Genomic DNA, 25,933 nt, shown 5'->3' with positions numbered 1-25,933 from the left:
CTGCACTCTTGCATTGGTCACTCTTCATTGGGAATCTGCATAAGGGGTCGGAAGGATGCGCGACCAGTTCGTCCTCTTTGGTGCGAACACTGGACAGAGTCATCATCCGGGTTGGTGATCAGCCAATCTGATCTCGAGTTATCGGTGACATTGCAGTGGCGTGCGTCGCTAGCGACCAAGTGGATTCTATCCGCTGCAACAGATCGGAGATGACTTGATGTTTGAAGGCGTTTGGCCGAGTGATAACGTCAATGTCCAGCGCGGGTTGTATCACCCCTGGCAGCCTCTCCAACTGATGGTTTGAGGAGTCGATCTCCAAGGACGTTTCAGGGAGGACAGCGCACCCGAATCCTGCGCGTGCCAACCCTATCTGCGCAGTTAGCGAGTCAACTTCGAGAAGCCGGACACGAGTGAGATCGTCGACTGAGAGGCAGTCTGCCAATGCCCTTCGATAGGGGTCGCGTTCTTGTCGACTGGAGGGGAAAACGAGCCACGTCCATTCTCGCGCGTCCGGTGCCCGACTCTGACCAGCGCGACCGACAGCGCAAAGCCGCTCATGCAGCGTGTAGGCGGTCAGTAGGTGCGGATCCTCGAGTCCGAGATTATACCGCAGTCCTATGTCTGCTCGACCCTGCCGAACGAGCTCGGATACTCCCGGAGAGTTGGCCGTGCGCAGTCGTATCTCCCAGTTCTCCAGCTCGTCGTGGAACTGCCGCAGCGCGGCGACGATCTGGCTGTTGGCGAGCGTTCCGACCAAGGCGACAGTCAGGTGCCCGCCAGTATCCTCGCGAAGGCGTTGAGTGCCGTCGCGAAGTGTAGCAAGTGCCTCTTCGACGTAGTCACGGAATCTCTCGCCTGCAGGCGTCGGTACCAATCGTCGTCCAGCACGCTCCAACACGGAGACTCCTAAGTCCTTCTCAAGACTGGCTATCCGTCGCGTGAGCGCCGGCTGAGAAGTATGCAACTCTTCGGCGGCGGCGGTCAGCGAACCAGTTCGGCACACCGCGACAAACGTCTCCAGTTCGGCAAGCTGCATAATTGCAAGTATTGCATGTTTGTGGCGATGAGAATGCATTAGACGTATGCGAAGTTCGTTCATACGCTGTTCGTATGTCCTCCGCTCACAACTTTTCCAGTCGCAAGGGCTATAGGGCAGATGCCGAGCCACCACCCTCGACCTCATCGAGCATGCTTGATCAGCCCGCGACCAACACCATCCTCGGTCAGATGTCGTCCGCCACCGCCGAAGAAGTCATTTTCGCAACAGAAACAGACTCCGGGTTGCAAGCGATCGTCATCCTCAACGACACAACGCTGGGTCCAGCCCTGGCTGGCGTTCGCATGCACGCCTACCACTCCGAGAGCGAAGCGTTTTCCGACGGTTTGAGCCTCTCTCTCGCCATGACATTAAAGGCTGCGGCCGCGGGACTGCACTTGGGTGGCGGGACCGTTCTAGTACTGGCCGATCCGCGCGAACAGAAATCGCAAAATTTGCTGCGAGCAATCGGGCGGCTAATGGGCTCCCTGCGCAATCAGCTTATAGCCGTCAATGATGTGGGCACCACGTCCATGGACATGCGGGTAATGAAAGAGGAAGGGGCACGCGTGTGCCAGCGTGACCCATCTCCTTTCACAGCGCAGGGAGTAATTGAGTCGATGAAAGCTGCACGCCTGAGTCTTGATTCAACCGACTCCCTCGAAGGACTTCACGTGGCAGTTCAGGGTGTGGGCAATGTTGGCCAACGAGTTGTCAAGGCGCTTGTCGGCGAGGGCGCGGAAGTCACCATCGCCGACGTCGATGCCCGATGGGCATCAACAGTCGCGTCGCGGCATGATGTTCACGTGGTCAACGCCAATGAGCTTCTAGACGTCGAGTGCGACGTATTGTCGCCGTGCGCGATGGGTTCAGTTGTGACCCCCTCTTCAATCCCGCGTTTGAAGTGTCGCGGCATCGTGGGTGGCGCGAACAATGTAGTCGAATCCCGCGAGATGGAGGCGGAGCTGCGGGAGCGGAGCATACTCTATGTACCAGATATCCTGGCGAGCTCGGGCGGACTGATAGCCCTTGAGGAAGAGCTCCTCGGCAACGACGAAGAGGCAACCCACCAAAGAGTTCGTGTTGTTGGCGACCGTACACGAGTACTGCTAGACAAGGCGATGAGCAGGTCAGGCACCACAGGCGATGTGGCGCGAGAACTCGCGCTCGATCGACTCCAAACACGTCGACGCGATGTCTCCGACGCGTGAGCACATACAACCGGAGGTCCGGAAGACGCAAACGGACGTGGCCGCAGCGTTCCTCAGTTATCCGCCACAGCTTGGTTTGGTGCAGGGGGCCGATTCCAACAGGCCGCCCCTGGTATGGGTAAGGCGGCGAGTGTTGGAAAAGCCGGGACAGCAATAGGGACTGCTGAAGGTATTCCCAGACACTGCCGAGCAATACCGGTTGCACGCATCCAGCCGTCTTTTCTCACAAGCGCCATACAATTCCGGACTCCTGAACGGATTGAAGGAGCCCGGCGATAACCAGAAACCCAACGCAGATTCTGCGACTCAACCCGCGTTAGACCGTCGAATACTCTGTAAGCCCATCCGACCGCGTTACCGGCGTTCTCCGACAAAGCGGCCTGAGACAGAAACTCTGCATCCTGACGCTCCGTAGGACGAGCGTCCCAAACTGTGACAGTCCCGTCGAGTCTGCGTTCCAACAGGTCAGGAACGTGCCGAACCCCTTCGCTCGAAGCAATTCGACACGGTTGCGGCACGAAGCACTCGACATCTGATCGGCGGTCAAGCCACAGAGCCAGCTCAAACTCCAGCCCAGACTCCAGAGGTAGAACCCGTTTCATTGTTGTTGAGTAAGCATGCACAGGTACATGACGGGGGACTGATGCAAGGAGAGGTGACAATTCGGGTGTCACGCTGCGACTGCAGGTGACTCAATAGTTGCCTCGTACTCAACCGGTGTCAAACGACCCAACCGGGCTTGCCGCCGACGCCGGTGATACGTCCGCTCAATCCACGTCACGATCGCGAGCCTCAACTGCTCGCGATTCGCCCACCGGCGACGGTCGAGAACGTTCTTCTGCACCAGAGCGAAAAACGATTCCATGGCAGCGTTGTCGCCGGCCGCGCCGACTCTGCCCATCGATCCGATCAGGCCGTGGCGCTCCAGTGCGCGGGTGAATTTCTTCGACCGGAATTGGCTGCCGCGATCCGAGTGCGTCACGCATCCGGCCGCATCACGACCGCGACGGGCCACAGCCATCTCAAGAGCGTCTACGGCCAAGCGCGCCTTCATTCGGGCCCCGATGGAGTAGCCGACGATCCGCGAGGAGTAGACATCCTTGATCGCGCACCTATACAGCTTGCCCTCATCGGTGCGATGCTCGGTGATATCGGTGATCCACAGCTCATTGACGGCCGTAGCGTGGAACTCGTGCCGAACCCGTCCGTCGGCGTCGACGACCGCGCACAGGTCGTCATGGACCGGTGGCCCCGGCCTCTTACCGTTCTTGGCCCGGGCCTTTCCGAATACCGAGAAGCAGGCATTGGCCGAACACAGCCGCCACGCGGTCCGCGCTGCCATCGGCTCGCCGGCAGCCTCGGCCTCATCAGCCAGGTACCGGTACCCGAATTCCGGGGCATCGGCATGGGCGTCGAATAGCGCATTGGCCCGATACGCCTCATTCACCTCAGCTTCAGGGACAGGCGCTGCCAGCCACCGGTAGTAGGGCCGGCGAGAGAGCTTCAAGACCCGACACGACACCGCAACGGGGATCCCGTCGGCGGCGAGCTCTCTCACGAGCGGGTAGAGCCTTTTGACGGCAGATTCGCCTGCGACAGATACGCCGCAGCCCGACGCAGGACCTCGTTCTCCTGCTCCAACAGACGCGTCCGCCTCCGCAGCTCGCGCAGCTCGGCGGACTCGTCAGTGGACTTGCCGGGCTTGTTGCCGGCATTGATGTCTGCTTGGCGCAGCCATTTCGCAATAGTGCCTTCGTGGACGCCGAAGTCCTTCGCGATCTGAGCGATCGTGGTCTTCTCGTCGCGGTTCAAGGCGACACGGACGACGTCATCGCGGAACTCTTTCGGGTACGGCTGGGGCATGGTGTCAATCCTTCCAGGCTTGCCTGAGAACAAGCCACATCAGATGTCACCAAACCCTGCATCAGTCCCTTCCGTTGGCCAGGGCGGCGGTGGCGTGGGTGGCTTCGTGCTCGACAACGAGATCGTACGGAAGTTGTTCGGTGAGGGCCTTCCAGACCTCGAAGTGTGCAGTGGCGAAGGAATCGATATCTTCGTCAACGACGTGGAGCGGTTCAACAACAAGCATCCACTCTGATGACTCAGCGATGCACAGGGAATACGGCTACCACCGCCGCACTGGCTGGACACGTTCGATGACACTGTGACGGTCGAGGACACGTCACGAGCACCAGAACGAGCGCTGACGAGACTGAGGGCCGGCTCGATGGGCACAGGCGATTCTGACCATGCGGTACCGGATAGGTTACCCAGTGGGTATGAAGGAAAGCCGAGAGTTCGTCATGGGATACTGGCATGACTAATTGCTCCGGGGATAATACAGGCAAGGAGATTCGCTCTTGCCTGTATTATCCCCGGAGCGATTCAAAACGATGATGTAGTTGTCAGAGTTGCTTGTTCACGCGTTCGAGGGCGTTGACGGTGCCCGCCATGATCATCGCAGCATGTTGTGTGATCATCTCGATCGGCCAGTCCCACCAGCGGATTGCGAGCAGACGCTCGATGTCGGCCGGGGCGAATCGCGTCCTGAGTCGGCGGGCCGGATTGCCAGCGACGACCTCGTATGGACCGACATCCTTTGTCACCACGCTCCGGGTGCCGATGACTGCGCCGTCGCCGATCGCGACCCCGGGCAGGATGGTCGCTTCCCGTCCGATCCACACGTCGTTGCCGACGACGGTGTCACCGGGCTGTTCGATCGCCCGGAAGGCATCCATCGTGTTCTCTGCCCAGGCACCGCCGAACATCGTGAACGGGTACGTGGACGGCCCGATCATCGGATGATTCCCACCCGGCATGAGGAAGGTGCTTGCGGGGCCGATGGTGGTGAAGCGACCGATGACGAGCCGCTGGGGCCCATACAGGTATTTGACATTGGCTCGCTCGAACAGGGGTCGGTGGCCCTCGTTGTCGTAGTAGGTGTAGTCGCCGACTTCGATAAGAGGAGATGTCACCTCATTGTTCAGGAACACGACGTGGTCAAGTCCGCCCGGGTGCTCGGGTGGAGCTGGTCGGGGTCGGGAGTCCGGTCCATCAGTTCTCCTTCATCGTTTGCGAGAGGCCTTCAGCAGTCAGCTCGATCCAGACATCGATGCCGATGCGATCGAGGAAAGCGTCATCATGGCTGACGATGATGAGACCGCCGTGGTACGCGTCGAGCGCATCGACGAGCTCGTCGATGCTGTCGAGATCGAGGCTGTTGGTCGGCTCGTCGAGGATGAGCAGCTGGTTCGGCGGATCAGTGAGCAGCACCATGGCCAGAGCGACGCGGAAGCGTTCCCCGCCGGAGAGGTCGCCGATCCTGCGGTCGACGGTGTCGGTGTGGAAGAGGAGCCTGGCGAGGTTCGCCCGGATGGTGTTCAGAAGCGTGTGCGGTGCTGCCTTTCTCACCATGTCGAGAATGCTGGCCTCCTCGTCGAGGTGGTCGAGGCGCTGCGGCAGGTAGCCGATCCGATCCGTCTGCGCCAGGGCATGCACCCGGCCTTCGGGCCAGGGTCTGTCGCGGGTGATGGTCTCCAGCAGACGGGTCTTGCCGATGCCGTTTCGTCCGGTCAGCGCCACCCTCTCGGGCCCTTGGATCACAATGGTGCGCTCCTGGTCGCGCAGCTCGGCCAGGCGGCGGCTCGGCGGGACATCGGGATCGGGCAGGTCGATCGAGATGATGCGATCATGCCGCACCCGTCCGGCCCGCTCGGCCACCGCCTCGCGGGCGGTGGCCACCTTCTCATCGAGTTCTCCGCGCAGTTTGCCAGCTGAGACCTGGGCCTCCGTCTTGCGCTGCTTCATGACCACCTTCTGCTTGCGCTTGTTCTCGAAATCGGTGCGTGCGTAGCGCTGCCGTCGTGCGAGCTTCGTCTGCGCTTCGATGCGCTGGCGCTCTTCGGTCTTGAGCTTTTGCTCCGCGGTGCGTAGGGCCTGCTCGGCTGCTGTCTGTTCCCGCTTCAGGTGTTTCCGATACGCGGTATAAGGGCCGCCAAAGATGCTGAGACAGCCAGCTCGGAGCTCGGCCGTGTCGTCCATGAGATCGAGCAGTGCCACGTCGTGGCTGACGACGATGAGTGTCCCGCGCCAGGTCGCCACAGCCTCGTACAGCTGATGGCGCGCGTCGCGATCGAGGTTGTTCGTGGGCTCATCGAGCAACACGACCTCGTTGCGGGCGAGACGCAGTCCTGCAAACGCGGTCAGTACCGTTTCACCTCCGGAGAGTGTGCTGACCGGGCGGTCGGGATCGAGAGTATTCAACCCGAAGTCCTCCAACTCGGCGCGGATGCGGTCTTCGATGCCCCAGTCGTCCATGAGTGTGTCGAAATGCCTCGGATCGGCGTCGCCGGACTCGATGGCGCGGAACGCGTCGAGCCGCTCTCGGACCCCCAGTAGATCGGCGACGGTGTCGGCGGTATGCAAGGTGAGCTGCTGTGGCAGATACCCGATGGTGCCCGTGGCTGTGATCGAACCGGAAGCTGGCACCAGCTCGCCGGCGATGAGCTTGAGCAGCGTTGATTTGCCGGTGCCGTTCGGGCCGATCAAACCGGTGCGGCCAGTGCTGAAGGCAGCACTGAGATGTCGGAAGACGGGGGTGCCGTCGGGCCAGTCGAACGCTATGTGGTCGAGAACAACAGAGGCAGTGTGAGTAATAGACAAGGACAGGCTCCTGATGGGTCAGCGAGAGCGCTGACATCGGAGCCCGGGTACGGGTCGTCTACGACGTCAGCGCACGGACGGGGCGCCGGAGCGTTCGTCGATGAGCACTGTGGAAGTCCTTGTCTCGAAACTACCGCTGAAAGTTCAATACTAACAGGTGCTCGACCTGTCGCACTGACATGATCGGGAGTTGCTGAAGCGAGAGCCGCCTTCGCTCTGCGCACTTTCACCAGCCAAGACTTTAATAGTCCATCGTCATCGCCGAACTGCCTCGGTGAGGGTGGTGTCAACAGCTACCCGCGCATTGGAATTTCCTATCTGGGGGATCTCGATCAGTTGAGATCGGTCGTCTACAACCCGCCTGCGTCGATCTCGGTGGTCGCCATGGGCTTCGGTGACGGACCCGATCACGCGACTCATCAGCGCTGCATCTCCGTTGCCGCCGTGATCCTCGGACCGAGCTTCGGCAAGCAAGGGCGGTGCTCAGCCTCATAGGTGATTGTTGGGTCGCCAACTGTCCGGGTCTGTCGAGTCAGCGTCGCGGTCTCATCTTCAGAGGCTGCGAATCGGATCATGTTGTCCCTGCTCGTGGACATCTTCTGTCTGTCCGTGCCGAGGATGAGCAGCTGATCGTTGATCAGAGCTGTCGGCTCGGGGAAGACCTCTGTGCCAGCAATGTAGCGGGAGTTGCAACGCCTGGCCGCTAAGCGCGACTGTTCGATATGGTGCAGCTGGTCCTGGCCGTCTGGGACAACGTCGGCTTTGCAGAAGCAGAACAGGATGTCGGCGATCTGATGAACTGGGTAAGGGATTTCGCGGGGAGGAGGGAAATGTGGGCACATCTATCATGTCCGGCCAGTACCCCTGGCCGGGGATGAGCCTGACACGATGACTTCGCTTCGGCATGGCTCGAGCACGCCGACTACACTGAAAGCTGCCAGTCGGAATCGGGCGGAGTACGACTATGAACTTTCCACCAGAATCGGAACGATCCACCTTGAAGCTACGCATTGATCAGAGGCGATGACTGCCATGCCTCCCAAGCCAGTGAAGGCTCACCCGATCGACGTCCGCCGCCCGAAACAGGAATCGTCGCATGCTTCGACCAGTCCACAAGCTTTTGTACTGATACACAGCCCCTTTTTGGGGCCTACGAGCTTGCAGCCGTTGGCCGACCAGTTAGAAGCAGCTGGCGTCACGACTTTCGTGCCGGACCTGCGAGCTGCAGTGACTAAGGAGCCTGTGTATGAGCGGTTGGTCGCTGAGTTCACACGTTTTGTGTCGATCGCAGCTCCACCAGGCGAATCGGTCCTCGTGGGTCACAGCGGTGCCGGGCCGCTTCTGCCTGCCCTGGCTGATGCGATTCTCCCCACAATCTCCGCGCTCATCTATTTGGACGCTGAACTGCCCACCCCCGGGCGAGCCTTGGAAGATGTTGCACCAGTCGAGCAAGTCGAACAACTGAATACTTTGGCACGAGGGTCACAGTTGCCTCCGTGGCACCTCTGGTTCGACGCAAACATGCTCTCTGACCTCGTTCCGGACGACGCACTTCGGTCATTGGTGTTCGATGAGGAACCTCGGGTGGCTGCCGCTATTGTGGCCGAGACGCGGCCCGTTGCGAACTGGACCGGGTCCGCCGGCTATGTGCAACTGAGTCCGCCATACACGGAAGCCGCTGCACTATTCGAGCAAAGCGGCTGGCCAGTGCGGCGGACCAACACCCATCATCTGGCTGCCCTCACTCAACCCGAAACAGTTGCTTCCACGCTGCTAGACATCAATGCAGAGTTGAATCTGTAAGCAGCAGAACCTGCAGCTGGGTAAGTGTGAGCCAGCGCATTTGTAACGTGTCGGATGACGACACCGGAGTCAGCCCGAGGTAACGACAAGCTTCGCGTTTGTGATCGTGAACGGTGCGACATTTCTCGGCGCATTGCATGCAACACCACAAGTGTGCTTCAGCACGACGTTGGCGATTCAAAGCTGCCTGGGTTCTCGTAGCTTTTCGGGATTGACGACGCCGTATGCGCGACGCACCAGACCGCTGTCGGGGTCAGCCTCGAAGGCAAGCACGGAAATTATCTGTTCGTCACGATCGCGGAGGACGACAGCTGGCTCAACTCCCGCCATCCACGCTCGATCAAATGAGGCATACCGCGGACCGACGCTGGCCATGAGCCGCGCAACCTTTGTTGCACCGTAGATCGGCTTCAGCGCCGCGGGTGCGTTCCCGCCGCCGTCGTTGTACAAGATCGCGTCAGGAGCCACGACTTCGAGCAATGCATCCATGTCTCCTCCGAGCGCGGCGTCGAGGAACCTGCCGGCAGCAGCGTGGGCAGTAGAAGGATCTGCTGTGTACCGAGGGCGACGTGCTCGCACGTGTTCACGGGCTCGCTGGGCAAGTTTGCGCACAGAGTCAGAGGAGCGATTGAGGATCCGGGCGATCTCACCGTAGTCGAATCGAAAGGCTTCACGGAGGACGAACGTCGCTCGTTCCAGTGGCGAAAGCGCCTCCAATACGACGAGCATTCCCAGCGTGATGTCCTCTGACTCGACAAGACGCTCAGACGGGTCTTTGTCGCTGACCAACGGTTCGGGCAGCCACACTCCAACATAGTCCTCTCGCCGCCGCTTTTGCGCGCGCAGTTCGTCCACTGCGAGGTTGGTGGCGATTCGCACGAGAAAGGCACGGGGACGGGCAATATCGTCCTTTCGGCTGCGGTCCCACTTCACCCAGGATTCCTGCACGATGTCTTCGGCCCCGGACACCGACCCAAGGATGCTGTAGGCCACCCGAAACAGCAGACCACGATGCTCATCGAAGACCGATTCCACTTCGCCACCTCTCTGCTGAACGTCTCAACCGAGCCTGCCATAAGTCCACGCACTGAGAAACCCGTTCGAGCCAGGCATGTCACAGAACCGAGACGCTATTCGTCGTATGGGTGATTGGAAAGGAGAAACAATGCAAAGTACTTGGCCTGTGCGCACGACAGTGCTGATCACCGCGCTGTCGATGGTCTTCTTCGGCGTCTGGGCACGGTGGGACCCTGCTGGCTTCGCCGACTACGCCGGCTGGCCGAATCATATCCACTTTCTCCACGATGCGGGAGTATTTCAGATCGGGATCGGGCTCGCCCTGCTGGCTGCTCTGATATGGAACGACGCTATTGCCGTCGGGTTGGGCGGCTTCAGCCTGACCAATTCACTCCACGCACTCAACCACGCCCAGGACCTCCACCTTGGAGGCAACCCCTCCGACCCATGGCTCTTGTCCGCACTCTCGATAGTGGGCCTCATCGGACTCGTACTCCGAATCCGCCAACTACGCAACCCGGCGAAGGCGTTCGAGGCAGACGGGAGAAGGTCATGAAAGTGCTGCTCGCGGGAGCTACTGGCACTATCGGCAGACCGCTAGTAGCGCGCCTGCGCGAGGCCGGTCATGCAGTCATTGGCATCTCACGATCTGCCACCGGAGTCGAGTGGCTGGAACGGGAGGGCGCGACGGCGGTCCACGCCGATGTACTCGACAGAGTGGGCCTCCTACGGGCGGTGGCCGGAATACGAGCCGATGCAGTCATCCACCAGGCGACAGCGCTTGCGGGTCTCCCTGTGTTCCACCATGACCTCCATGCGACTGACCGACTTCGTGATGAAGGCACATCCACATTGGTCGAGGCCGCTCAGCGGATCGGCGCGACTCGGTTCGTCACCCAATCATTCTTCCTCGGGTACGGCTACAGAGATCTCGGAGAAGGCTTGGTGACGGAGGAAACAGAGTTCGGCCGAAGTGATCGGGACCGTGCCGTCGAACGCCACCTCGCTTCAATGCGCACCAATGAATCACTGGTGCTCACTAATCAGAAGTTCGATGGCATCGCACTTCGCTTCGGGATGTTCTACGGGCCCGAACCCTCGACGCGGAAGCTTCTGTCGCTGGCGGCGAAGGGGTGGCTGCCTGTACCGAAGCCTTCGGGGACGGTCTCCCTCATCCATATCTACGACGCTGCAGACGCCACCTTGGCTGCCTTGGAGCATGGCAGAGCCGGCGAGGCCTACAACATCTGCGATGACCTGCCCGTCAGCTTCTCCGAGTACATCTTCGCACTAGCGGATCAGGCTGGGGCGCGCCGTCCCACAGTGGTCCCCGGTTGGCTCCTGAAGCCGACTCCGTATTTGCACGCAATGATGGTCGACACCCGGATTCGGATGGGAAACGAAAAGGCCAAAGCCGAGCTCGGATGGTCACCGACCTATTCAACCTATCAAGAAGGGCTGACTCGCACACTGTAAGGCGACGATTTGCCGAAGCGCGGACATCCAGCATGCTTCTCAAGAAAGGAAGAGTATGAGTTCTCGAGCCAACATAGTCGGGGCAGGAGTCAGCGGACTCGCCTCAGCCAGAGCCCTGATGGCCAACGGTTGGGACGTACGTCTCTTTGAACAGAGCCCTGGACTACCACGGGCCGGAACGGCGTTAGGAATGTGGCCCGAGGCAATGAAGGCGCTCGACAGACTCGGACTCAGCAACCTGGTGCAAGCCAAAGCGGTTCGTCAACAGGAAGCGCGCCTTCTTCGCCCCGACGGCAACGTGGTCACCCGTTTTGAACCCGAAGAGCCCGTATACCTCATTTCACGCCCTATGCTCCTCTCGACGCTTTGTCGAGGAATACCGGACGACCGCATCAATTGGTCGTACAACGTCCGTGACCCGGCATCCCTCCCAGAAAGCGACTTAGTCATCGGGGCCGACGGGATCAACAGTCGGATCAGACGCGCCATTAAAGGCGAGCACCACATCCGTCGACCCCTCGGGTCGATCGTCTTTCGCGGGGTTACACCAGGCGGAACGAACCAGATCACCGAGACTTGGGGCAGAGGCCGCCTGTTCGGCATCACACCGCAAGACTCAACCTCGACAAACTGGTTCGCCTGCGTGAGGGAAGATCTCCTCCACCGACGAGGAAAAACCATGGGGACCGGCGAAGCGCTTGTCGAGCTGTTCGGAGATTGGCACCAGTCTGTTGCGAGCATTGTCGGAGCCATACGTCCCGAGCATGTCGACCGGCGCATACTCTACGACTCCGTTCCCATGCGATCGATGATTCATGGCCCGACTGCCATCATCGGCGATGCCGCTCACGCGATGGCCCCGAACATGGGCCGAGGCGCATGCGAATCGTTGATCGACGCAGTCACCCTGGCCGACGCACTACGTACTTCGACTGCCCTTGAGGAGGGCTTGAAAGAGTTCAACCACCGTCGCCTCCGACAGTCCAGAAAAATCGCCAGTCAGTCGCGGTTCCTCAATCGCCTTTCAACCGGGAAGAGATTCGGTCACGCCCGTCGGAAAGTCATGACGATGCTCGCGTCCCTCTCATGATGCCAATTTCCAACCGACAGTGTTAATGCGCGACCTTGTTCGCCTGCACGATTAATGCCGTTCAACTCTGGCCGGTCACCAGCGCAGAGTGATACACTCGTAGTGACCAAACGTCGGGATCTAGTCACTACGAGGATGATTCAATGCCGAGGCCATTGGTTCCGCACCGTCGCGACTTGATCCTCGACGCTGCCCGGGCTCTGTTCCACGAAAAGGGCTGGACGCGAACGACTGTGTCCGACATCGCCGCGCACGCCAAGATCGGCAAAGGGGCGGTCTACCTGGAGTTCGAGAACAAAGCCGCGATTCTCGACGGGCTGATTCGTGAAAGCTCACGGCGACTGATCGCTCAGGTGCGCTCCCGAGTACTCCAGGCCGACGGGATAGTCGATCTGGCACAGGTGTACCGCTTCTCGGTTGCTGAATTGCTGACCGATCCACTCATGCGTGCCCTCTATCTCGGCGATGCCGCGGTACTTGGCAATCACATGGCCGACGTTGCGAACACACGCTATCGCAGGCGGATCGATTGGCTCGATGAATACGTGCACCACCTGCAAAATGCTGGTGTGATCACCGACAGCATAGAGCCGACTGGCATCGTCCGGATGCTGTCGACCTTCACCATCGGCCTAGTGCACTCCCCCGCCACGATGGGCGAGTGCTCGCCGCAGGAACTATCCGATTCTGTTTTGCTGTTCGCCGACGTCACCAGTCGGGGTCTCGCCCCGGCCAATACGCCCGATGCCGACGCTGCCCGTCAGGCACAGCTGCTTCTCCTGCAACGTCTCGACGACCAATTGTCTGAGGTGGAGGACCACAATTGACACACCGCCTTGAGAACGCGAGTTCCATCGAGAATTTCGAGCGACACGGTCTCGATTTTGCGGAAGGGCATATCTCCTATCAAGTCCACGGTAGTGGCCAGCCAGTGGTCTTTCTGCATGGAGCCAGCTTGGACAATGGCTCGATCACATGGAGGCATGTCGCTCGCGACCTATCGGACGACCACCTCGTGTACTCACCGGACTTACCCAAGCACGGCGAGAGCTGGCCTTGGTCAGCTCGGGCAGACCAGAGCGGCCTCGAGTCAGTTGTTCTCAGAATGCTGGACGCCTGGGACCTGCCATCAGTGACCATCATCGGTCTGTCAATGGGCGCAACCGTCGGACTGGGGGTCGCCCTCAACCATCCCAATCGCGTCAACCGACTCGTACTCGCCTCCTGCGGCGGAATTCAGGACCGAGTCGGCGCTCACGAACTGTCCTACCTATCTCTCCGGACACCAGTGTCGTGGGCACTTTCCCGGCTGCAATCTGCGAAGTCCTTAACACAGTTCGCCAAAAATAAGCTGCCTTACGCCGATTACATAACCGAGAATTACATTGACCGTCTTACGTCGGCCTACCTCACAGAGCACGAGTCCAAGCGACAACATGGGGGCCACCTTTTCAGCGATTGGAATCGTTTTGAGATCGGCCCCAGGCGAATGCGCACCAATCACCTTCCTCGGATCGAAGAACTGACATGTCCGACACTGTTCGTCCATGGCAGCCGCGACGAGGCAGTGCCGGCTGAGCTCGCCATCGAGGCCGCGGATGCCGCTGAGCGCGGACAGGTGGAAATCATCGAAGGTGCGGGCCATTTTCTACCACAAGACCACCCTGACGAAACAGTCCGCGTCGTCCGACGATTCCTCGAAGAAGACGCAGAATGAATGTCTGATATGAGAATGCGGTTCCACCTGTCTCACACGCACGAGCCATTGGTGTGCCTGTCCGACAGCTGTCAGTCGACATTGACCTCAGTCCCTCGCCGGAAGCCCGGGTCTGCAGGTGCTGGTGGCTGTCGCGCGGATTCCAACATGGTCTCCCGCTCTGTCGTCACTACCGCAGTTGGAGGCCGATAGATGTCGCCGCGAACACCTCGGAGCGCCATCGTCGTCGGTGCCGGAATCGCAGGATTGGCTTCATCGGTCAGCCTCGCCCGAGCCGGTTGGAGCGTCACTGTTGTGGAGCGAGCACCCCGACCGCGCGGAGGCGCATTCGTCGTCGGCTTCTCAGGAATCGGCTTCAAGGCCGCTACACGCCTGGGTCTCAGAGACCAACTGCGGGAACACGCCTCCCCGTGGCGACAGTTGCAACAGGTCGATGGCGACGGGCAGGTCCTTGCACAGCTGTCAGAGTCATCGCAAAGGGCGATGAGCGGTCGTCGGATGATCTCTATTCTTCGTGGGGATCTCGAATCTGTGCTCTACCATGCCGCACGAAATTGTGCTGATCTGCACTATGGCCAGACCATGACCGCGGTGAGGAACACCGGACACGGGGTCACAATCGACCTCCAGGACGGGACAGAGATCTCCGCCGATCTGCTGGTCGGCGCCGATGGTGCTCATTCAGTCGTGCGCCGTCTCGCTTTCGGCCCGGAGGCACGGTGGCGATATGATTTCGACGCCGAGGTGGCCTCGTACGAAATCACTGACCCGCCGCCGGCAATCCGTGAGAAGACGACCCTATTGACCACGATCGGTCGGAGCGCGGGCCTGTACCCGCAATCCGACGGCGGCCTCAGCGCCTTCTTCACCTTCGAATCCCGCCTGGCCGACTCCGGTGGCCCATTGACACGGTTGAAACATGCTTACCGCGACCTCGGATGGTTATGGCCCGAACTCATCGACCGAGCCGAGCGCGCCGATTCGGTCTTTTTCGATGACATCACACAGATCCGGATGAACGCGTGGCACCACGGACGCATTGTGCTTGTCGGTGACGCGGCGTGGGCAGTCAGCCTCTTGGCCGGAGCAGGTTCGTCCCTGGCAGTCGGGGGCGCTTTCTCCCTCGCCGAGCACCTGCACCGTGAATCGGAGATCGAAGTCGGGCTCGATCGCTGGCAGCGACACATGCGTCCTCATGTCGCCTCCAAGCAAGTACTCGGACGAAGGGCCAAGCATCTGTTCCTCCCCTCAAACCAGGCTGCAGTCAGCCTGCGAGTCGCCGGCATTCGGACCGCAAACTTACTGTTCGGGTCACGCGCATGAGGTCAAGCATGACGACCACCGACATTTACGCGTCGAAATGAAAGTAGGGATATTCCATGACCGTCGCGAAAACCAATGAAGCGACCATTGCCTACGACGACATCGGTCGCGGTCCTGCAGTCATACTTCTCCACGGTCTCGGGCTCGACCGTTCAATGTGGTGGCCACAGGTCGAAAACCTCTCGAACCACTATCGTGTCATCGCCGTCGATCTGCGTGGCGCGGGCGGCTCCAGTCCTCTGAGGCAATCGCAAGGAGTGCTTTCGACACAAGCCGAGGACATTAATGTGCTCCTCGAACAACTCGAGATCGAGAGGGCGGTCATATGCGGGATCAGCTATGGCGGATTAGTGGCTCAAGAGATCGCCCTCAGGCGCCCCGAAAAGATCAGCGGCCTCCTCTTGTGCGACTCGTTCGCAGATATGCGATTGTCCTCGCAGGGGAACACACTCAGGCTCAGACTCGGCGCCTGTCTGGCCGTGCCGATGCTGGCAGCACCTCGCCTATCCCTGCCGGCAGTCCGGCGAATCTACTCCCGTTGGCCACATGCACGAGAAGCAATAGTCAACGGATATAAGACTATGCGGAAGCTCGAGACAATTCGCATGCGTCGCGCAGCCAATCACGTCGACAACCTCGCACGACTGAGCACGATCCGCTGCCCAACCAGGGGCCTCGTCGGTGATGGTTCCCCGCAGCTGATCGAGCTGATGCAACGGGCCGTTCAAGCTGCAGGGTCGCAAGACCTGCAGATCCTTGCCGATTCATTCGATCCGAGCAACCTCTGCCAGCCCGAGGCCGTCAATGCCTCGATCGTCGATTTCCTCCGATTTGTGGAGTCATCATAAGGGCGTCGCTGAGACTTGGTCTATGCTCCGCGCGGCGAGCCACGACTTCAGGCCACGAGGACGACCGGCTTATTCGACAGCTCGGGAACTGCTGTAGTACTTCCGCTGGCGGGATCGATTGCCGCAGTCAGCTGGATCGCACCACCGCCTGCTGCGATTTCGGGTGGTGTCGAGGAAGACCCAACGACACTCGTCGCAGGCTCGCACACGGCTCATCAGTGTGGACGAGGTGAGCAATCGAACGGCGTCAAGGGCCAGGATGCCACACATGCAGAGGCCTTCGGTTTCCCACTCCATTTCCGTCTGACGTGGCGACATACGCAGGCTCGATTGACTCCACGCCGTGGCAGCTTGTGCACTCACCACGTCGAGATCGGACTGGGCAGGTACTGCACCGTCAGCAGCTGCCAGGAAGACTTGCGCCAGCGTCTCGCGAAAGCTGACCACAGAGACATGCTTGCAGTCCTGCCCATTCGCGTCGAGACCGACCTCGGCCCGCCAGACATCGAGGTTCGACTCCGGCTTTAGCCAGTCGTGTTGCTTTGGAGTGCCTCGATAACTGACCAAGTTAGCAAAGTCGAGGCTGACCGACTGTCCGATGAGCTTGTACGTCCCGCTGTACCCATCACTTTCCAGGTCGACGGCTGCAGTCAACTTCCCTCCTATAACGACCTAACTAGTGTTGACATGTTAGCACGCAACGATAGGCTAGTTATAACTATCTATATGATTCTAGACCGTTAGGTTAACATGTCTTCTGATTTCACTCTGACCGAGTTGCCGCGTCGGCGACCGGAGATCTACTTCATCGGCTCAGCGATCTTTCACTACCTCGGGCCGTCTTTCGCCGTGCTGCTGTTCGCTGTTGCGGATCCCTTCGGAGTCGCCTGGCTTCGAATAGTCACCGCGGCAGCTGTCTTCGCGGTCTGGCGGCGACCGTGGCAAGCGTGGCAAGCTGCGGACCGCCGAGAACGCACCACTGTCCTGGCGTGGGGAGTCCTGCTCGCCCTGATGAATACCTCGTTCTATCTCGCCATCGATCTGCTTCCTCTCGGAACAGTTGCAGCAATTGAATTCTTGGGCCCCATACTCATTGCGGCTTTAGCGGTACGTCGCCTGCGCAACCTCGCCGCCCTTTCGCTAGCTATCCTGGGAGTGGGCCTCCTCAGCGAAGTGCGGTTCACCGGTGCACCACTCGGCTTCGCTTTCGCCTTCATCAACATGGCGCTGTTCGCCGGATACATCGTAATCGCACATCGCGTATCACGACACCAGCACCTCGACGGCATCGACGGCCTAGCCGCGGCGATGATCATTGCAGCCATCGCCGGGCTCCCGCTGGGCATCACGGATGCGTTGCCAGTGTTCGCCGACCCTGTCATCCTGGGCGCTGCAATTGGTGTGGGAATCAGCTCTTCCGTCATTCCCTATGTCTTCGACCAACTGGCAATGCGCCGAATGCCCCGCGGAACCTACGCACTGCTGTCCGCACTTTTACCCGCCACGGCAACCGTCATTGGTGTACTCGTGCTTTGGCAGATCCCGACAGTCGTCGAAATCGCTGGCGTCAGCCTGGTCATCATGGCTGTTGCCACGCATGAAGATCGCGGCCCAGGATAGCGAATCTGTAACTCGGGGCGAATCAGGCCGTTGCAAAACGTGCAGTCGACCAGTCGCTGCCAACATCGCATCGAAACTCTCCAAGGGAGTCATCCGCAACTGAGCATCCTGAGCAGATACTTCTCGATCGACCAATGTGAGCCCTTGATGCCACGATCGGTGATAGTGAACAGCGATGAACTCTTTCAGGTGCAGTTCGAGCTCGCGAGCTGTCAAAAGCGGACCATCGCCAAGGAAGACAGGTTCATCATCAACGACTCGCAACTTACCGACATCACTACCGCGTTGAGAGACGTTGCGGCCCTTGTGCCCGTGAACCTGCTGCAGACCACGTTGCAAAGTCTCATGCCACCGTTCAACGAAAGCATTATCAGTCGGCTTCTTACCGCGTGAAAGTAAGAGATTGATTTGGAAACGATCGCACAGGTTCCTGAAATGGGCACTGGTGAAGATGCTCCCGTGATCGACTCGCAACGAGTCCGGTGTGACCGCCGGTATCGAATGCTCACCGATCAAGGCATGATCGGCAAGCGATCCGATTTCAGCCCCTGAGTCTGCGCTGGTCGTCATTAGTCCAACTGACTCGGGTACTCCGGCCCAACGCCAGTCCGCCACAGACTCGCAATCGACTGACATCGAGAATGGACGAAGCACATCGTAGAGAATCAGCCCGGCCGTGTGCGCATCGGCGCTCCTCGGCACTACTCTGACGGCCAGAACGACTCGCGTCGCAACATCTAAGGCAGTAATGATCTCGACCGAGATTGCTTTCTGACTCCACTGATCCCAGACAAGGTTATCGGCACGCGTCACATCGATGGCTACGATCTGCCCGGGTCGCAAAGCTGGAAACGACGTGAACGCTGACGAACCCCGGAGTCGATTGCTCCGCTGCCTACGAGTCGTCACTCCTGCCTGCTTCTTGAGATGGGTGAGGTAGCGACGAAGCGTACGTTCGGGGATTTGGAGGTCGAAGAGCCCTTCAGCCTTTACTGCCAGCACCGTCCGGCGGAACAATTCGTCAAGGTTAAGGTCAGAGCGGCTGCCGTCAAGCGTGTCGACCTGCTCCTCGGCCATTCGACGGACTTCTGGGTCCAGGCTTTCAAAAGCCCGGTACTTGCGCCGACTCCGACCATCGACGAGACCGAACAACCCACCGTTCGCCTCATCCTTGTAGGCAGATACCCAGTTCTTCAGTGTTTTGACGGAGGCTGGACCGATGCGCGCCCTGCCAAGGTTCTCAGCATTACGTCGGCGCTGACGATCCACGACATACTCACGCTGAAGACGCTCAACCATCTTCTCAATTTTGAACTGGAGAGTGTGATTGTCGCGCGGGTCGAAAGGCCACGCTGGCTCTCCTTGCCGCGCGAGAACGCGATGGCCCTTCGAGTATCCGGTGAGGATTTCCAGCACAATTTCTTGCCGATCCAGGGCCTGTTTTTGAGCCCCAGAGCTCAGGCCCTCCCACTCGGCAGACACGGAATAGGTGACTGCGTCGACGCGTCCGTCAAATATTTGCCGCGCGCCCTCGATCTCCCACCAGTCAACGTCCTCCATTCGTTGGTCGACGCCGCGTAGAGTCACCGACAGGGGTGAAATCCCTACGACGACCTTCGGCCCCGATGGAGTAAGTACTGAGGCTCCCTTGAACAATGCTGTAGAGACACTCAATTGGTCGCCTCATGCCAGCTGATCGATGTATTCCGTGTCCATCGCTCGTTCAGGTCAACAGCAATCTGACCAGTCCACATCAAATGCCACATCGATGCCGTTAGATGACGACCACTATCGTCCCCATCCATCACGTCCCCAATAACGGCACCATCCTGAACAACCGAACGTACTAGATCCTTCGTCGTCGACAACCATTCAGGACGACGCCGAGCACCTGATAACCAACGGAGGTTCAACGATGCGCGGCTGGAGAGTCCCGGAAAAACTTGAAAATGCCACCCGACATCAGCACAAGCCCGAGCAGTACGCTGAGAGACCGACAAAAACCGGTCATCCTGCCGATCCTCGGCGCGAGCATCCCACACAGTGACTTCACCTTCAGAATCAACTGACAATAGATCTGGGACATGCCAAACGCCATCGAGCCACGTCAGTCTAAACGGTTGAGAAACGAGGTGCCTCGTCGTCGGCAAGCGGTCGAGCGTCAACATCAATTCGAACTCAAGTCCAGACTCTAAATCCAATGATGCACCCGCCACCTGCGAATACCCTTGAACAGGGATATGTCGGGAAAGGGCCGATGATGCCGGACTCCGAACTGGGCTCAACCGCTGAATATCTGGCATGCCCGTCGCCCAGTCCCACTCCACCATCTGCGAATCGCGACAAAACTTCCACAACTTCACACCAGGATCGGCATCGGTATCAGCAGCAGTGATGTTCTCGTCAATCAAACCATCACCAGCATGGACCAAACAGTGTTCTGGATCACACGACCATCAAACCACGAACCTGGGCCAATGGTCTATACCTTGTAGTTCGTGTCAAGTCAAGCAAAACAGGCCATCTGTGTGAAGGTAACCTTCAGCGCAGTTTGGGCAAAGTAGGACGCATCTCTACACCCCGTGTAGAGATGTCCTACTTTGCACACGGCACCCCCGCCTAGTTTGTACGTTCGATCGACTCAGTGAGGAGCTGTGCAATGTATTGGTTTACGCGAAGGCTCTCTCAGAGATTTCTCAGGTTTAACCTACGGGAATCTTCAGCGAGTAGTGACTTACGGTCGCCGTATGCCGATGCTCCGAATTGAAATTGCTGCAACCGATCAGATCGAAGCCAAACGCATTCAGTCTGTCTACCAACGTGGAGAGCGAATTGTGGGGCTCGATGACGAAGCTACCGAGGAAGCATGGAGATCTGGCTACACGCCAGTCGGTCGCCCGGTTTTCGTAGGTCTAACTAATGGCAAACCGATCAGTATTCGATTTGACGTACCGGTCGAAACATCGGTCATATAGTTTCGCCCTCACAGTCAAGACGACACTCCGTCATAGCTCAAGGTAACCTTCAGCGCAGTTTGGGCAAAGTAGGACGCATCTCGACAGCACACGCGGGGAGACCGATGCGCTGCTGGGTAGACCAATAACGGTCGTTTTGCGCTATGCCCCCGACTACCGATCGCGCACGTCGAAGCTCACGACATCAATCCCGGACGAAGGCTGTAGGCCCGGGTAGTGCTGGTCCAGTGCCGCATGGAGGTCACTCAGCGAGTCGAAGCCATCTAGTTTTGCATCGTCCTCAGTCAGTTCGTTGCGAGAAACGGACCGCACAGCTGTGACTGAGGCGGCGATGCTGACTACATCGCCGTCCTCTTTCTCAAACACGAGGTCAGCGGGGCCGAGGCGGAACGGGTCATCGATCCGGATGGTCTGTTGCTTCGTGCCGGAGCGGATCACAGACTCGTATCCTTCCCACATGTAGATCTTCTGCGGTAGCTCGGCTGCGCGCCAGTCATACGCGAAAGGCAGTAGCTCTGCTGCCGTTCGAGTCGTGAGGCCGTTAGGTTCACGCACGATAAAGTGAATGGCGGGCGAGAGGTCGTAGATGACCTGTCGACACTTTCCGCAAGGGGCGATGATGTCGCCGGTAGGACCATAGGCCGCGGCCACGGCGACGATCGGGTCAGCTGGTGCAGTGCTTGCATGGTTCGATAGCGCAGCAACCTCCCCGCAAGGGCCGCCGAGAAAGTGGTAGGTGTTCATCCCCAGGATGACGCGGCCCGACTCCGTGAGTATGCCGGCAGCCACTGTGTGATCCGCATCGTCGTTCCAACGCTGGGCATGGTTTCTCGTCTCGTGAGCGAGGTGCCGTAGTTCATTAGTGAGCATGCCTCAACGGTATCGAAGGTGTCGAGACGTCCACGACTTTATAGACGATGTGCCCGTGTGCTTTGCACAGTTCCGTCTCCGTGGGGATCCTTGCACAAAGTTGGCCGCCACGTCAGGCATCGGCGGACCCCTCACGATAGATCTTTGCGCGGGTTATCTTGTCGTCGACAAGATCGAACACGGCGATCAGAGCGGCTGACTTTGAAGTGCCTTCGTGCGTCCAATTCTCAGTCATTTCGATGGCAACCGCATTTTCCCCCTCGATTATGCGTCGAAGGTTGAGCTGCGGAGTGAGCGCCTTCATTGCGGAGGTGAAAAACTCGCGTAGCTGCCCCTTGGGGACGGTGTAGTCGCCGGTCACCCAATCGGCCGAAGGGTCAAAGTCTGCGAGTAGCGCGTCAACGTCTTGGGTGTTGAACGCCTCGATATGTCGGTTCACCAGGTCTTGCGTGTGGCTCATGATGTCTCCCAATCGATATTTTTACCACCATAGTCGAATCGACATCGGCGACAACGCCTACCCGTATACCCCTGCATCTTGCGTCAATTCAGTTCCACAGCGGTGGGAAAGTGAAAGTGACACCGGAACGGGTCCGCTAGCATTTTAATGGGAAGTCAGAAGCGGGCGGAGAAGCCACCATCGGCCTGTAGCAACTGTCCACTGATCCAGCGTCCATCGTCCGATAGAAGGAATGCGGTTACTGCTGCGATGTCTCTCGGCGTGCCGAGCCGGCCGAGCGAGTGATATGGGAGAAGCCCAGTACGTGTTTCTTCGTCCATCCAGCCCGTATCAATCGGTCCAGGGTTGACGGCGTTCGCGGAGATCTTCTGCGGTCCGAGCTCACGTGCTGCTGAGATGACGATGCGGTCCAGTGCTCCTTTGGAGGCACCGTAAGGCAGATTCCCAGTTGTGTGGTCACTTGTAAAAGCGACGATTGATCCGCCTGCCTCATCAGCCTGGCGGGCGAACGCTGCGATGAGAAGCAAGGAGGCTCGGGCGTTGACCGCAATATGCTTGTCGAAGCTCTCGGCGGAGGTGTCGAGCACTCCCGATTCTTCGCCGTGTGCGTGGCTGAGAACGAGACCGGCGATGTGGCCGTGATCGGCGTGAACACGAGAAACTAGTTCGGCAGGTGCTTCGGGGTCTGATAAATCGCACGGGTAGTCACCGGTGTCAAGGTCACTAGTGCAGACCTTCCATCCCTCTGCCTTCAGATGAGAGGAGACTCCGCTGGCAATACTGTTTGGACGCGCCGCGCCGGTGATCAATACGGTAGGCATGGGTTGAGTCTATCGAGGGTCCAATGCTTCCGCATTCCAACTTGTCAAGCGTTTGCTGCCGAATGCGGGTAAACAATGTATCCGCCAATCTGTACAAAGTAGAAGGCATCTCTACACCCCGCTCGTCACTGCGGCATGTTGACGAACCGGGACTTCGCGCCCTGGAACGCCACGGGGATGTCCATCGTCGGACCGGCACGGTGCTTGGCGACGATGATGTCGGCCTCACCGGCGCGTTCGTGTTCCTTGTCGTACATGTCCTCACGGTGGATGAGGAGGACCATATCCGCGTCCTGCTCGATCGAACCGGACTCACGCAGATCCGAGATCATCGGCCGCTTGTCCGTGCGCTGCTCGCTGCCTCGGTTGAGCTGAGACAGTGCGATGACCGGCACCTCGAGCTCCTTGGCCAGCAGCTTGAGCGAACGGGAGAACTCCGAGACCTCCTGCTGACGGGACTCGACGCGCTTGCCCGAAGACATCAGCTGCAGGTAGTCGACGCAGACCATCTGCAGATTGTGCTGCTGCTTGAGCCGGCGGCACTTCGCGCGGATCTCGGTCAGCGCCATGTTCGGCGAATCGTCGACGAACAGCGGCGCATTGTTGATCCGGGCCTCGGTCGCGGCCAGCGTCGTCCAGTCGTGCGGACTGAGCTCGCCGCGGCGCAGGTTCTGCAGCGGAATCTCCGACTCGGCCGAAAGCAGACGCATGACGAGTTCGTTCTTGCCCATCTCGAGCGAGAAGAACACAGCGGCCGCATCATTGTGGATCGCAGCCGAACGGATGAAGTCGAGCGCCAGAGTCGACTTGCCGACACCGGGACGCGCGGCGATGACGATCATCGTGCCCGGGTGCAGACCGTTGGTGAGGTTGTCGAACTCGGTGAATCCGGTGGGCACACCCGCGGTCTGCCCATCGGTGTTGCCGTTGCGTTCGATCTCCTGGGCCACCTCGCCGAGGATGTCGGAGAGGATGACGTAATCCTCTGTCGTATGGCGTTCGGTGACCTTGTAGATCTCCGCCTGAGCGGAGTTCACGACGTCATCGGTATCGCCTTCGGCGTCGTAGCCCATCTGCACGATGCGGGTGCCGGCCTCGACGAGGCGGCGCAGCACGGCCTGTTCGCTGACGATCGCGGCATAGTAGCCGGCGTTGGCGGCGGTCGGGACCGACGAGATGAGGGTGTGCAGGTAGGCGGCACCGCCGACGCGGGCGAGGTCGCCGGTCTTCGTCAGGTAGTTCGCCACCGTCACCGAGTCCGCGGGCTCGCCCCGGGAGTAGAGGTCGAGGACCGCCTCGTAGATGGTTTCGTGAGCAGGTTTGTAGAAGTCGTCGCCCTTCATCGTCTCGACGCAGTCGGCGATGGCGTCCTTCGACAGAAGCATCGCGCCGAGCACGCTCTGCTCGGCTTCGACGTCCTGCGGAGGGGTCCTCAGACCGTCATAGCCCTGGTCGTTGCTCACTTCAGTTCCTCTTCCTACACAACCGCGTCGACGCGCACCCGCAGATGGTGCGCTCCAACTGTACCCGGAGACCCGAGGAGGGTCCCACCGGCCCGACCACTTCCGCCGAACCGGTGCCGACCATCCTAGGACGCGGCACTGACAGAGAAACTTCAGTCCCGCGCCCTCCCGGCCGTGGCCACGGAGTGCAGAATCGGCTTCGTCAGCTGCAGCCCACCACGGATGATGCCGATTCCGACGACCACTGTGAGCAGGATCGTGAGGAAGGTGACCGGCTTGAACACGAGCGCGGCTCCGGCCAGGGGCAGGACGAGCAGCAGCCCGAGCCCTCCGGCCAGCAGGGACACCCAGATCGCCGGGGCCATGACAGCCCGCACCAGTGCCCGGTGCAGCAGCTGAGGATCGGCGCCTGCGGCATAGAGGTCGGAGAAGGTGTCGGCACGGTCATAGATGTCGGCGACCTGGTTGATCACCGCGGACACGGCGATGAGCACGATCGCGATGCCCATGACGAGCAGAACCCCGGTGAACAGGTCGTGGAAGAGGTTGATATCGGAGGTGCCCATCGTTGCCGGGTCGTCCTCGGCGGCGTCGAGGCCGAGCTGCATCAGCGCCACCCCCGACCCGCAGACGGCCGCGGTGAACGAAGCCATCGCGAGTCCGGACACACGTCGCCAGAACCGTTTGGGTTCGTCGGAGACCAGGCGGGCCGCGATGAGGCGCTCCGGGGTGGCGGCCTGCCGTCCGGACAGGTGGGCGAACCAGCGGACGAGGAGCCCGCCGAAGAGGTCGACGACGACCAGCCCGAGAGCGAAGAATCCGACCATCGCGCCGAGCACGATCCCCACGCCGAGGCCGCCGCTCTGGGTGAGCGCGAAGACGACCGGCAGCAGGCAAATCACGAGCACCGTGACGATGACCTTGGCCACGGGGAACTTCCGCTCCAAGCTCTTCGTCCGCACCCCCAACGGAGAGACCGCGACCTTGCGCAGACCCAGCAGGGCCGAGCCCGCGCAGACCAGGGCCAGAAAGACGACCACGACGAGGATGAGCCAAGCGGGCATGAGCATGTTCGCGTACCCGATGGGTTCGCCCATGAAATGGATGTAGCTGACCGGCAGCGCCAATCCGAGATACCCGAACACCCCGAGGATGATGCCGGCCAGGGCCGGGATCAGCGGTTCGGCCACGGCGAGCGCAGTGATCTGGGAGCGTCGGGCCCCGAGCAGCGACATCGTCGACAGCCGTTCGTCCTGGCGACGTGCCGACAGGGTCGCCGAGGCCGATGCCAGGGTGGAGGCGGGGATGATCAGCAGAGCCGTGGCCAGGGCCGCGAGGGTCTTGTACATGATGTCGAGACCCTCGTCCGCGGGATCGGGACTCGGTGGGATCTGGAAGAACATCCAGGTCCCGGCCGCCACGGTGAGGAACAGCGTGGCACACGCGAAGAACGCGGCGGCCACGAGCACGGAGCTCGCCGAAGTCAGCGATCTCCGTCCGAGGACGAGGGGAACTGCTGTCAACGACGTGGACATCGGGTC

Annotated in this window: 24 protein-coding genes; 11 read left to right on the top strand and 13 right to left on the bottom strand. The window is 60.0% G+C overall.

The window, feature by feature from the left end:
- Nucleotides 1-118: 118 nt before the first annotated feature.
- Entirely contained in the window at nucleotides 119-1,036 is a 918-nt protein-coding gene (locus AC2W7L_RS00305) for a LysR family transcriptional regulator (RefSeq protein ID WP_486002867.1), read from the bottom strand.
- Nucleotides 1,037-1,110: 74 nt separating this feature from the next.
- Between AC2W7L_RS00305 and AC2W7L_RS00300 the strand changes: the two genes are divergently transcribed.
- The gene (locus AC2W7L_RS00300; RefSeq protein WP_486002756.1) at nucleotides 1,111-2,247 is read left to right on the top strand and encodes a Glu/Leu/Phe/Val dehydrogenase family protein; all 1,137 of its coding nucleotides are present in this window, start codon (nucleotides 1,111-1,113) and stop codon (nucleotides 2,245-2,247) included.
- A 670-nt stretch (nucleotides 2,248-2,917) separates the two neighbouring features.
- Here AC2W7L_RS00300 and AC2W7L_RS00295 read toward each other — a convergent pair.
- Nucleotides 2,918-4,110 (bottom strand): IS3 family transposase gene (locus tag AC2W7L_RS00295; RefSeq protein ID WP_486002755.1). Its coding sequence is split into 2 segments (ribosomal slippage): nucleotides 2,918-3,823 and nucleotides 3,826-4,110, totalling 1,191 coding nucleotides; the frame shifts between segments, so codons are not numbered across the junction.
- 19 nt (nucleotides 4,111-4,129) lie between these two features.
- Between AC2W7L_RS00295 and AC2W7L_RS00290 the strand changes: the two genes are divergently transcribed.
- A complete protein-coding gene (locus tag AC2W7L_RS00290) occupies nucleotides 4,130-4,345 on the top strand; it encodes a hypothetical protein (protein WP_486002754.1) in 216 nt (71 codons plus the stop codon).
- 307 nt (nucleotides 4,346-4,652) lie between these two features.
- Here the strand turns inward: AC2W7L_RS00290 and AC2W7L_RS00285 are convergent, their stop codons facing one another.
- The 3 genes from AC2W7L_RS00285 to AC2W7L_RS00275 form a co-directional block, all read right to left on the bottom strand.
- A complete protein-coding gene (locus AC2W7L_RS00285; RefSeq protein ID WP_486002753.1) occupies nucleotides 4,653-5,222 on the bottom strand; it encodes a CatB-related O-acetyltransferase in 570 nt (189 codons plus the stop codon).
- 79 nt (nucleotides 5,223-5,301) lie between these two features.
- Nucleotides 5,302-6,909, bottom strand: a complete 1,608-nt coding sequence (locus tag AC2W7L_RS00280; RefSeq protein WP_486002752.1) for an ABC-F family ATP-binding cassette domain-containing protein — start codon at nucleotides 6,907-6,909, stop codon at nucleotides 5,302-5,304.
- Between the two features lie 419 nt (nucleotides 6,910-7,328).
- Entirely contained in the window at nucleotides 7,329-7,751 is a 423-nt protein-coding gene (locus tag AC2W7L_RS00275; protein WP_486002751.1) for a hypothetical protein, read from the bottom strand.
- A gap of 181 nt (nucleotides 7,752-7,932) precedes the next feature.
- On the opposite strand from AC2W7L_RS00275, the gene AC2W7L_RS00270 reads away from it, so the two are divergent.
- Nucleotides 7,933-8,712, top strand: a complete 780-nt coding sequence (locus tag AC2W7L_RS00270) for an alpha/beta fold hydrolase (protein WP_486002750.1) — start codon at nucleotides 7,933-7,935, stop codon at nucleotides 8,710-8,712.
- Between the two features lie 177 nt (nucleotides 8,713-8,889).
- Here the strand turns inward: AC2W7L_RS00270 and sigJ are convergent, their stop codons facing one another.
- The gene (gene sigJ / locus AC2W7L_RS00265) at nucleotides 8,890-9,747 is read right to left on the bottom strand and encodes an RNA polymerase sigma factor SigJ (RefSeq protein WP_486002749.1); all 858 of its coding nucleotides are present in this window, start codon (nucleotides 9,745-9,747) and stop codon (nucleotides 8,890-8,892) included.
- Nucleotides 9,748-9,877: 130 nt separating this feature from the next.
- Here sigJ and AC2W7L_RS00260 point away from each other — a divergent pair, with 130 nt between their 5' ends.
- The 7 genes from AC2W7L_RS00260 to AC2W7L_RS00230 all read left to right on the top strand — a co-directional run bounded on the left by AC2W7L_RS00260 (nucleotide 9,878) and on the right by AC2W7L_RS00230 (nucleotide 16,183).
- Nucleotides 9,878-10,285, top strand: coding sequence for a hypothetical protein (locus AC2W7L_RS00260; RefSeq protein ID WP_486002748.1), 408 nt, complete (start codon nucleotides 9,878-9,880; stop codon nucleotides 10,283-10,285).
- Entirely contained in the window at nucleotides 10,177-11,205 is a 1,029-nt protein-coding gene (locus tag AC2W7L_RS00255; RefSeq protein ID WP_486002747.1) for an NAD-dependent epimerase/dehydratase family protein, read from the top strand. Before AC2W7L_RS00260 ends, AC2W7L_RS00255 begins: the two co-directional genes overlap by 109 nt.
- A gap of 55 nt (nucleotides 11,206-11,260) precedes the next feature.
- On the top strand, nucleotides 11,261-12,295 hold the full coding sequence (locus AC2W7L_RS00250) for an FAD-dependent monooxygenase (protein ID WP_486002746.1): 1,035 nt from the start codon (nucleotides 11,261-11,263) through the stop codon (nucleotides 12,293-12,295).
- Nucleotides 12,296-12,471: 176 nt separating this feature from the next.
- On the top strand, nucleotides 12,472-13,122 hold the full coding sequence (locus AC2W7L_RS00245) for a TetR/AcrR family transcriptional regulator (protein ID WP_486002745.1): 651 nt from the start codon (nucleotides 12,472-12,474) through the stop codon (nucleotides 13,120-13,122).
- 104 nt (nucleotides 13,123-13,226) lie between these two features.
- Nucleotides 13,227-14,012 carry an alpha/beta fold hydrolase gene (locus AC2W7L_RS00240; protein WP_486002866.1) on the top strand — a complete coding sequence of 262 codons (786 nt, stop codon included), beginning with the start codon at nucleotides 13,227-13,229 and terminating at the stop codon, nucleotides 14,010-14,012.
- Nucleotides 14,013-14,204: 192 nt separating this feature from the next.
- Nucleotides 14,205-15,335, top strand: a complete 1,131-nt coding sequence (locus AC2W7L_RS00235; RefSeq protein ID WP_486002744.1) for an FAD-dependent oxidoreductase — start codon at nucleotides 14,205-14,207, stop codon at nucleotides 15,333-15,335.
- Between the two features lie 56 nt (nucleotides 15,336-15,391).
- The gene (locus tag AC2W7L_RS00230; RefSeq protein ID WP_486002743.1) at nucleotides 15,392-16,183 is read left to right on the top strand and encodes an alpha/beta fold hydrolase; all 792 of its coding nucleotides are present in this window, start codon (nucleotides 15,392-15,394) and stop codon (nucleotides 16,181-16,183) included.
- A 69-nt stretch (nucleotides 16,184-16,252) separates the two neighbouring features.
- On the opposite strand, the gene AC2W7L_RS00225 is transcribed toward AC2W7L_RS00230, so the two are convergent.
- Nucleotides 16,253-16,837, bottom strand: a complete 585-nt coding sequence (locus AC2W7L_RS00225; protein ID WP_486002742.1) for a CGNR zinc finger domain-containing protein — start codon at nucleotides 16,835-16,837, stop codon at nucleotides 16,253-16,255.
- Nucleotides 16,838-16,933: 96 nt separating this feature from the next.
- Here AC2W7L_RS00225 and AC2W7L_RS00220 point away from each other — a divergent pair, with 96 nt between their 5' ends.
- Complete coding sequence (locus AC2W7L_RS00220; RefSeq protein ID WP_486002741.1) at nucleotides 16,934-17,803, top strand: EamA family transporter; 870 nt, start codon at nucleotides 16,934-16,936, stop codon at nucleotides 17,801-17,803.
- A gap of 1,670 nt (nucleotides 17,804-19,473) precedes the next feature.
- Here the strand turns inward: AC2W7L_RS00220 and AC2W7L_RS00215 are convergent.
- The 6 genes from AC2W7L_RS00215 to AC2W7L_RS00190 form a co-directional block, all read right to left on the bottom strand.
- Nucleotides 19,474-20,214: a TnsA-like heteromeric transposase endonuclease subunit gene (locus AC2W7L_RS00215; RefSeq protein ID WP_486002740.1), complete on the bottom strand. Its 741-nt coding sequence runs from the start codon at nucleotides 20,212-20,214 to the stop codon at nucleotides 19,474-19,476.
- A 717-nt stretch (nucleotides 20,215-20,931) separates the two neighbouring features.
- Nucleotides 20,932-21,648, bottom strand: a complete 717-nt coding sequence (locus AC2W7L_RS00210) for an ASCH domain-containing protein (RefSeq protein ID WP_486002739.1) — start codon at nucleotides 21,646-21,648, stop codon at nucleotides 20,932-20,934.
- Between the two features lie 112 nt (nucleotides 21,649-21,760).
- On the bottom strand, nucleotides 21,761-22,108 hold the full coding sequence (locus AC2W7L_RS00205) for a nuclear transport factor 2 family protein (protein WP_486002738.1): 348 nt from the start codon (nucleotides 22,106-22,108) through the stop codon (nucleotides 21,761-21,763).
- A 155-nt stretch (nucleotides 22,109-22,263) separates the two neighbouring features.
- Nucleotides 22,264-22,929: an SDR family oxidoreductase gene (locus tag AC2W7L_RS00200; protein ID WP_486002737.1), complete on the bottom strand. Its 666-nt coding sequence runs from the start codon at nucleotides 22,927-22,929 to the stop codon at nucleotides 22,264-22,266.
- Nucleotides 22,930-23,054: 125 nt separating this feature from the next.
- Nucleotides 23,055-24,392: a replicative DNA helicase gene (gene dnaB, locus AC2W7L_RS00195; protein ID WP_039211746.1), complete on the bottom strand. Its 1,338-nt coding sequence runs from the start codon at nucleotides 24,390-24,392 to the stop codon at nucleotides 23,055-23,057.
- A gap of 152 nt (nucleotides 24,393-24,544) precedes the next feature.
- Complete coding sequence (locus AC2W7L_RS00190) at nucleotides 24,545-25,927, bottom strand: FtsX-like permease family protein (protein ID WP_486002736.1); 1,383 nt, start codon at nucleotides 25,925-25,927, stop codon at nucleotides 24,545-24,547.
- Nucleotides 25,928-25,933: the final 6 nt, after the last annotated feature.

It is taken from the genome of Brevibacterium sp. LAARM3_SD1 (assembly GCF_057364765.1).
The sequence above is the reverse complement of the archived record's forward strand: the minus strand, read 5'-3'. Positions and strand labels throughout refer to the sequence as shown.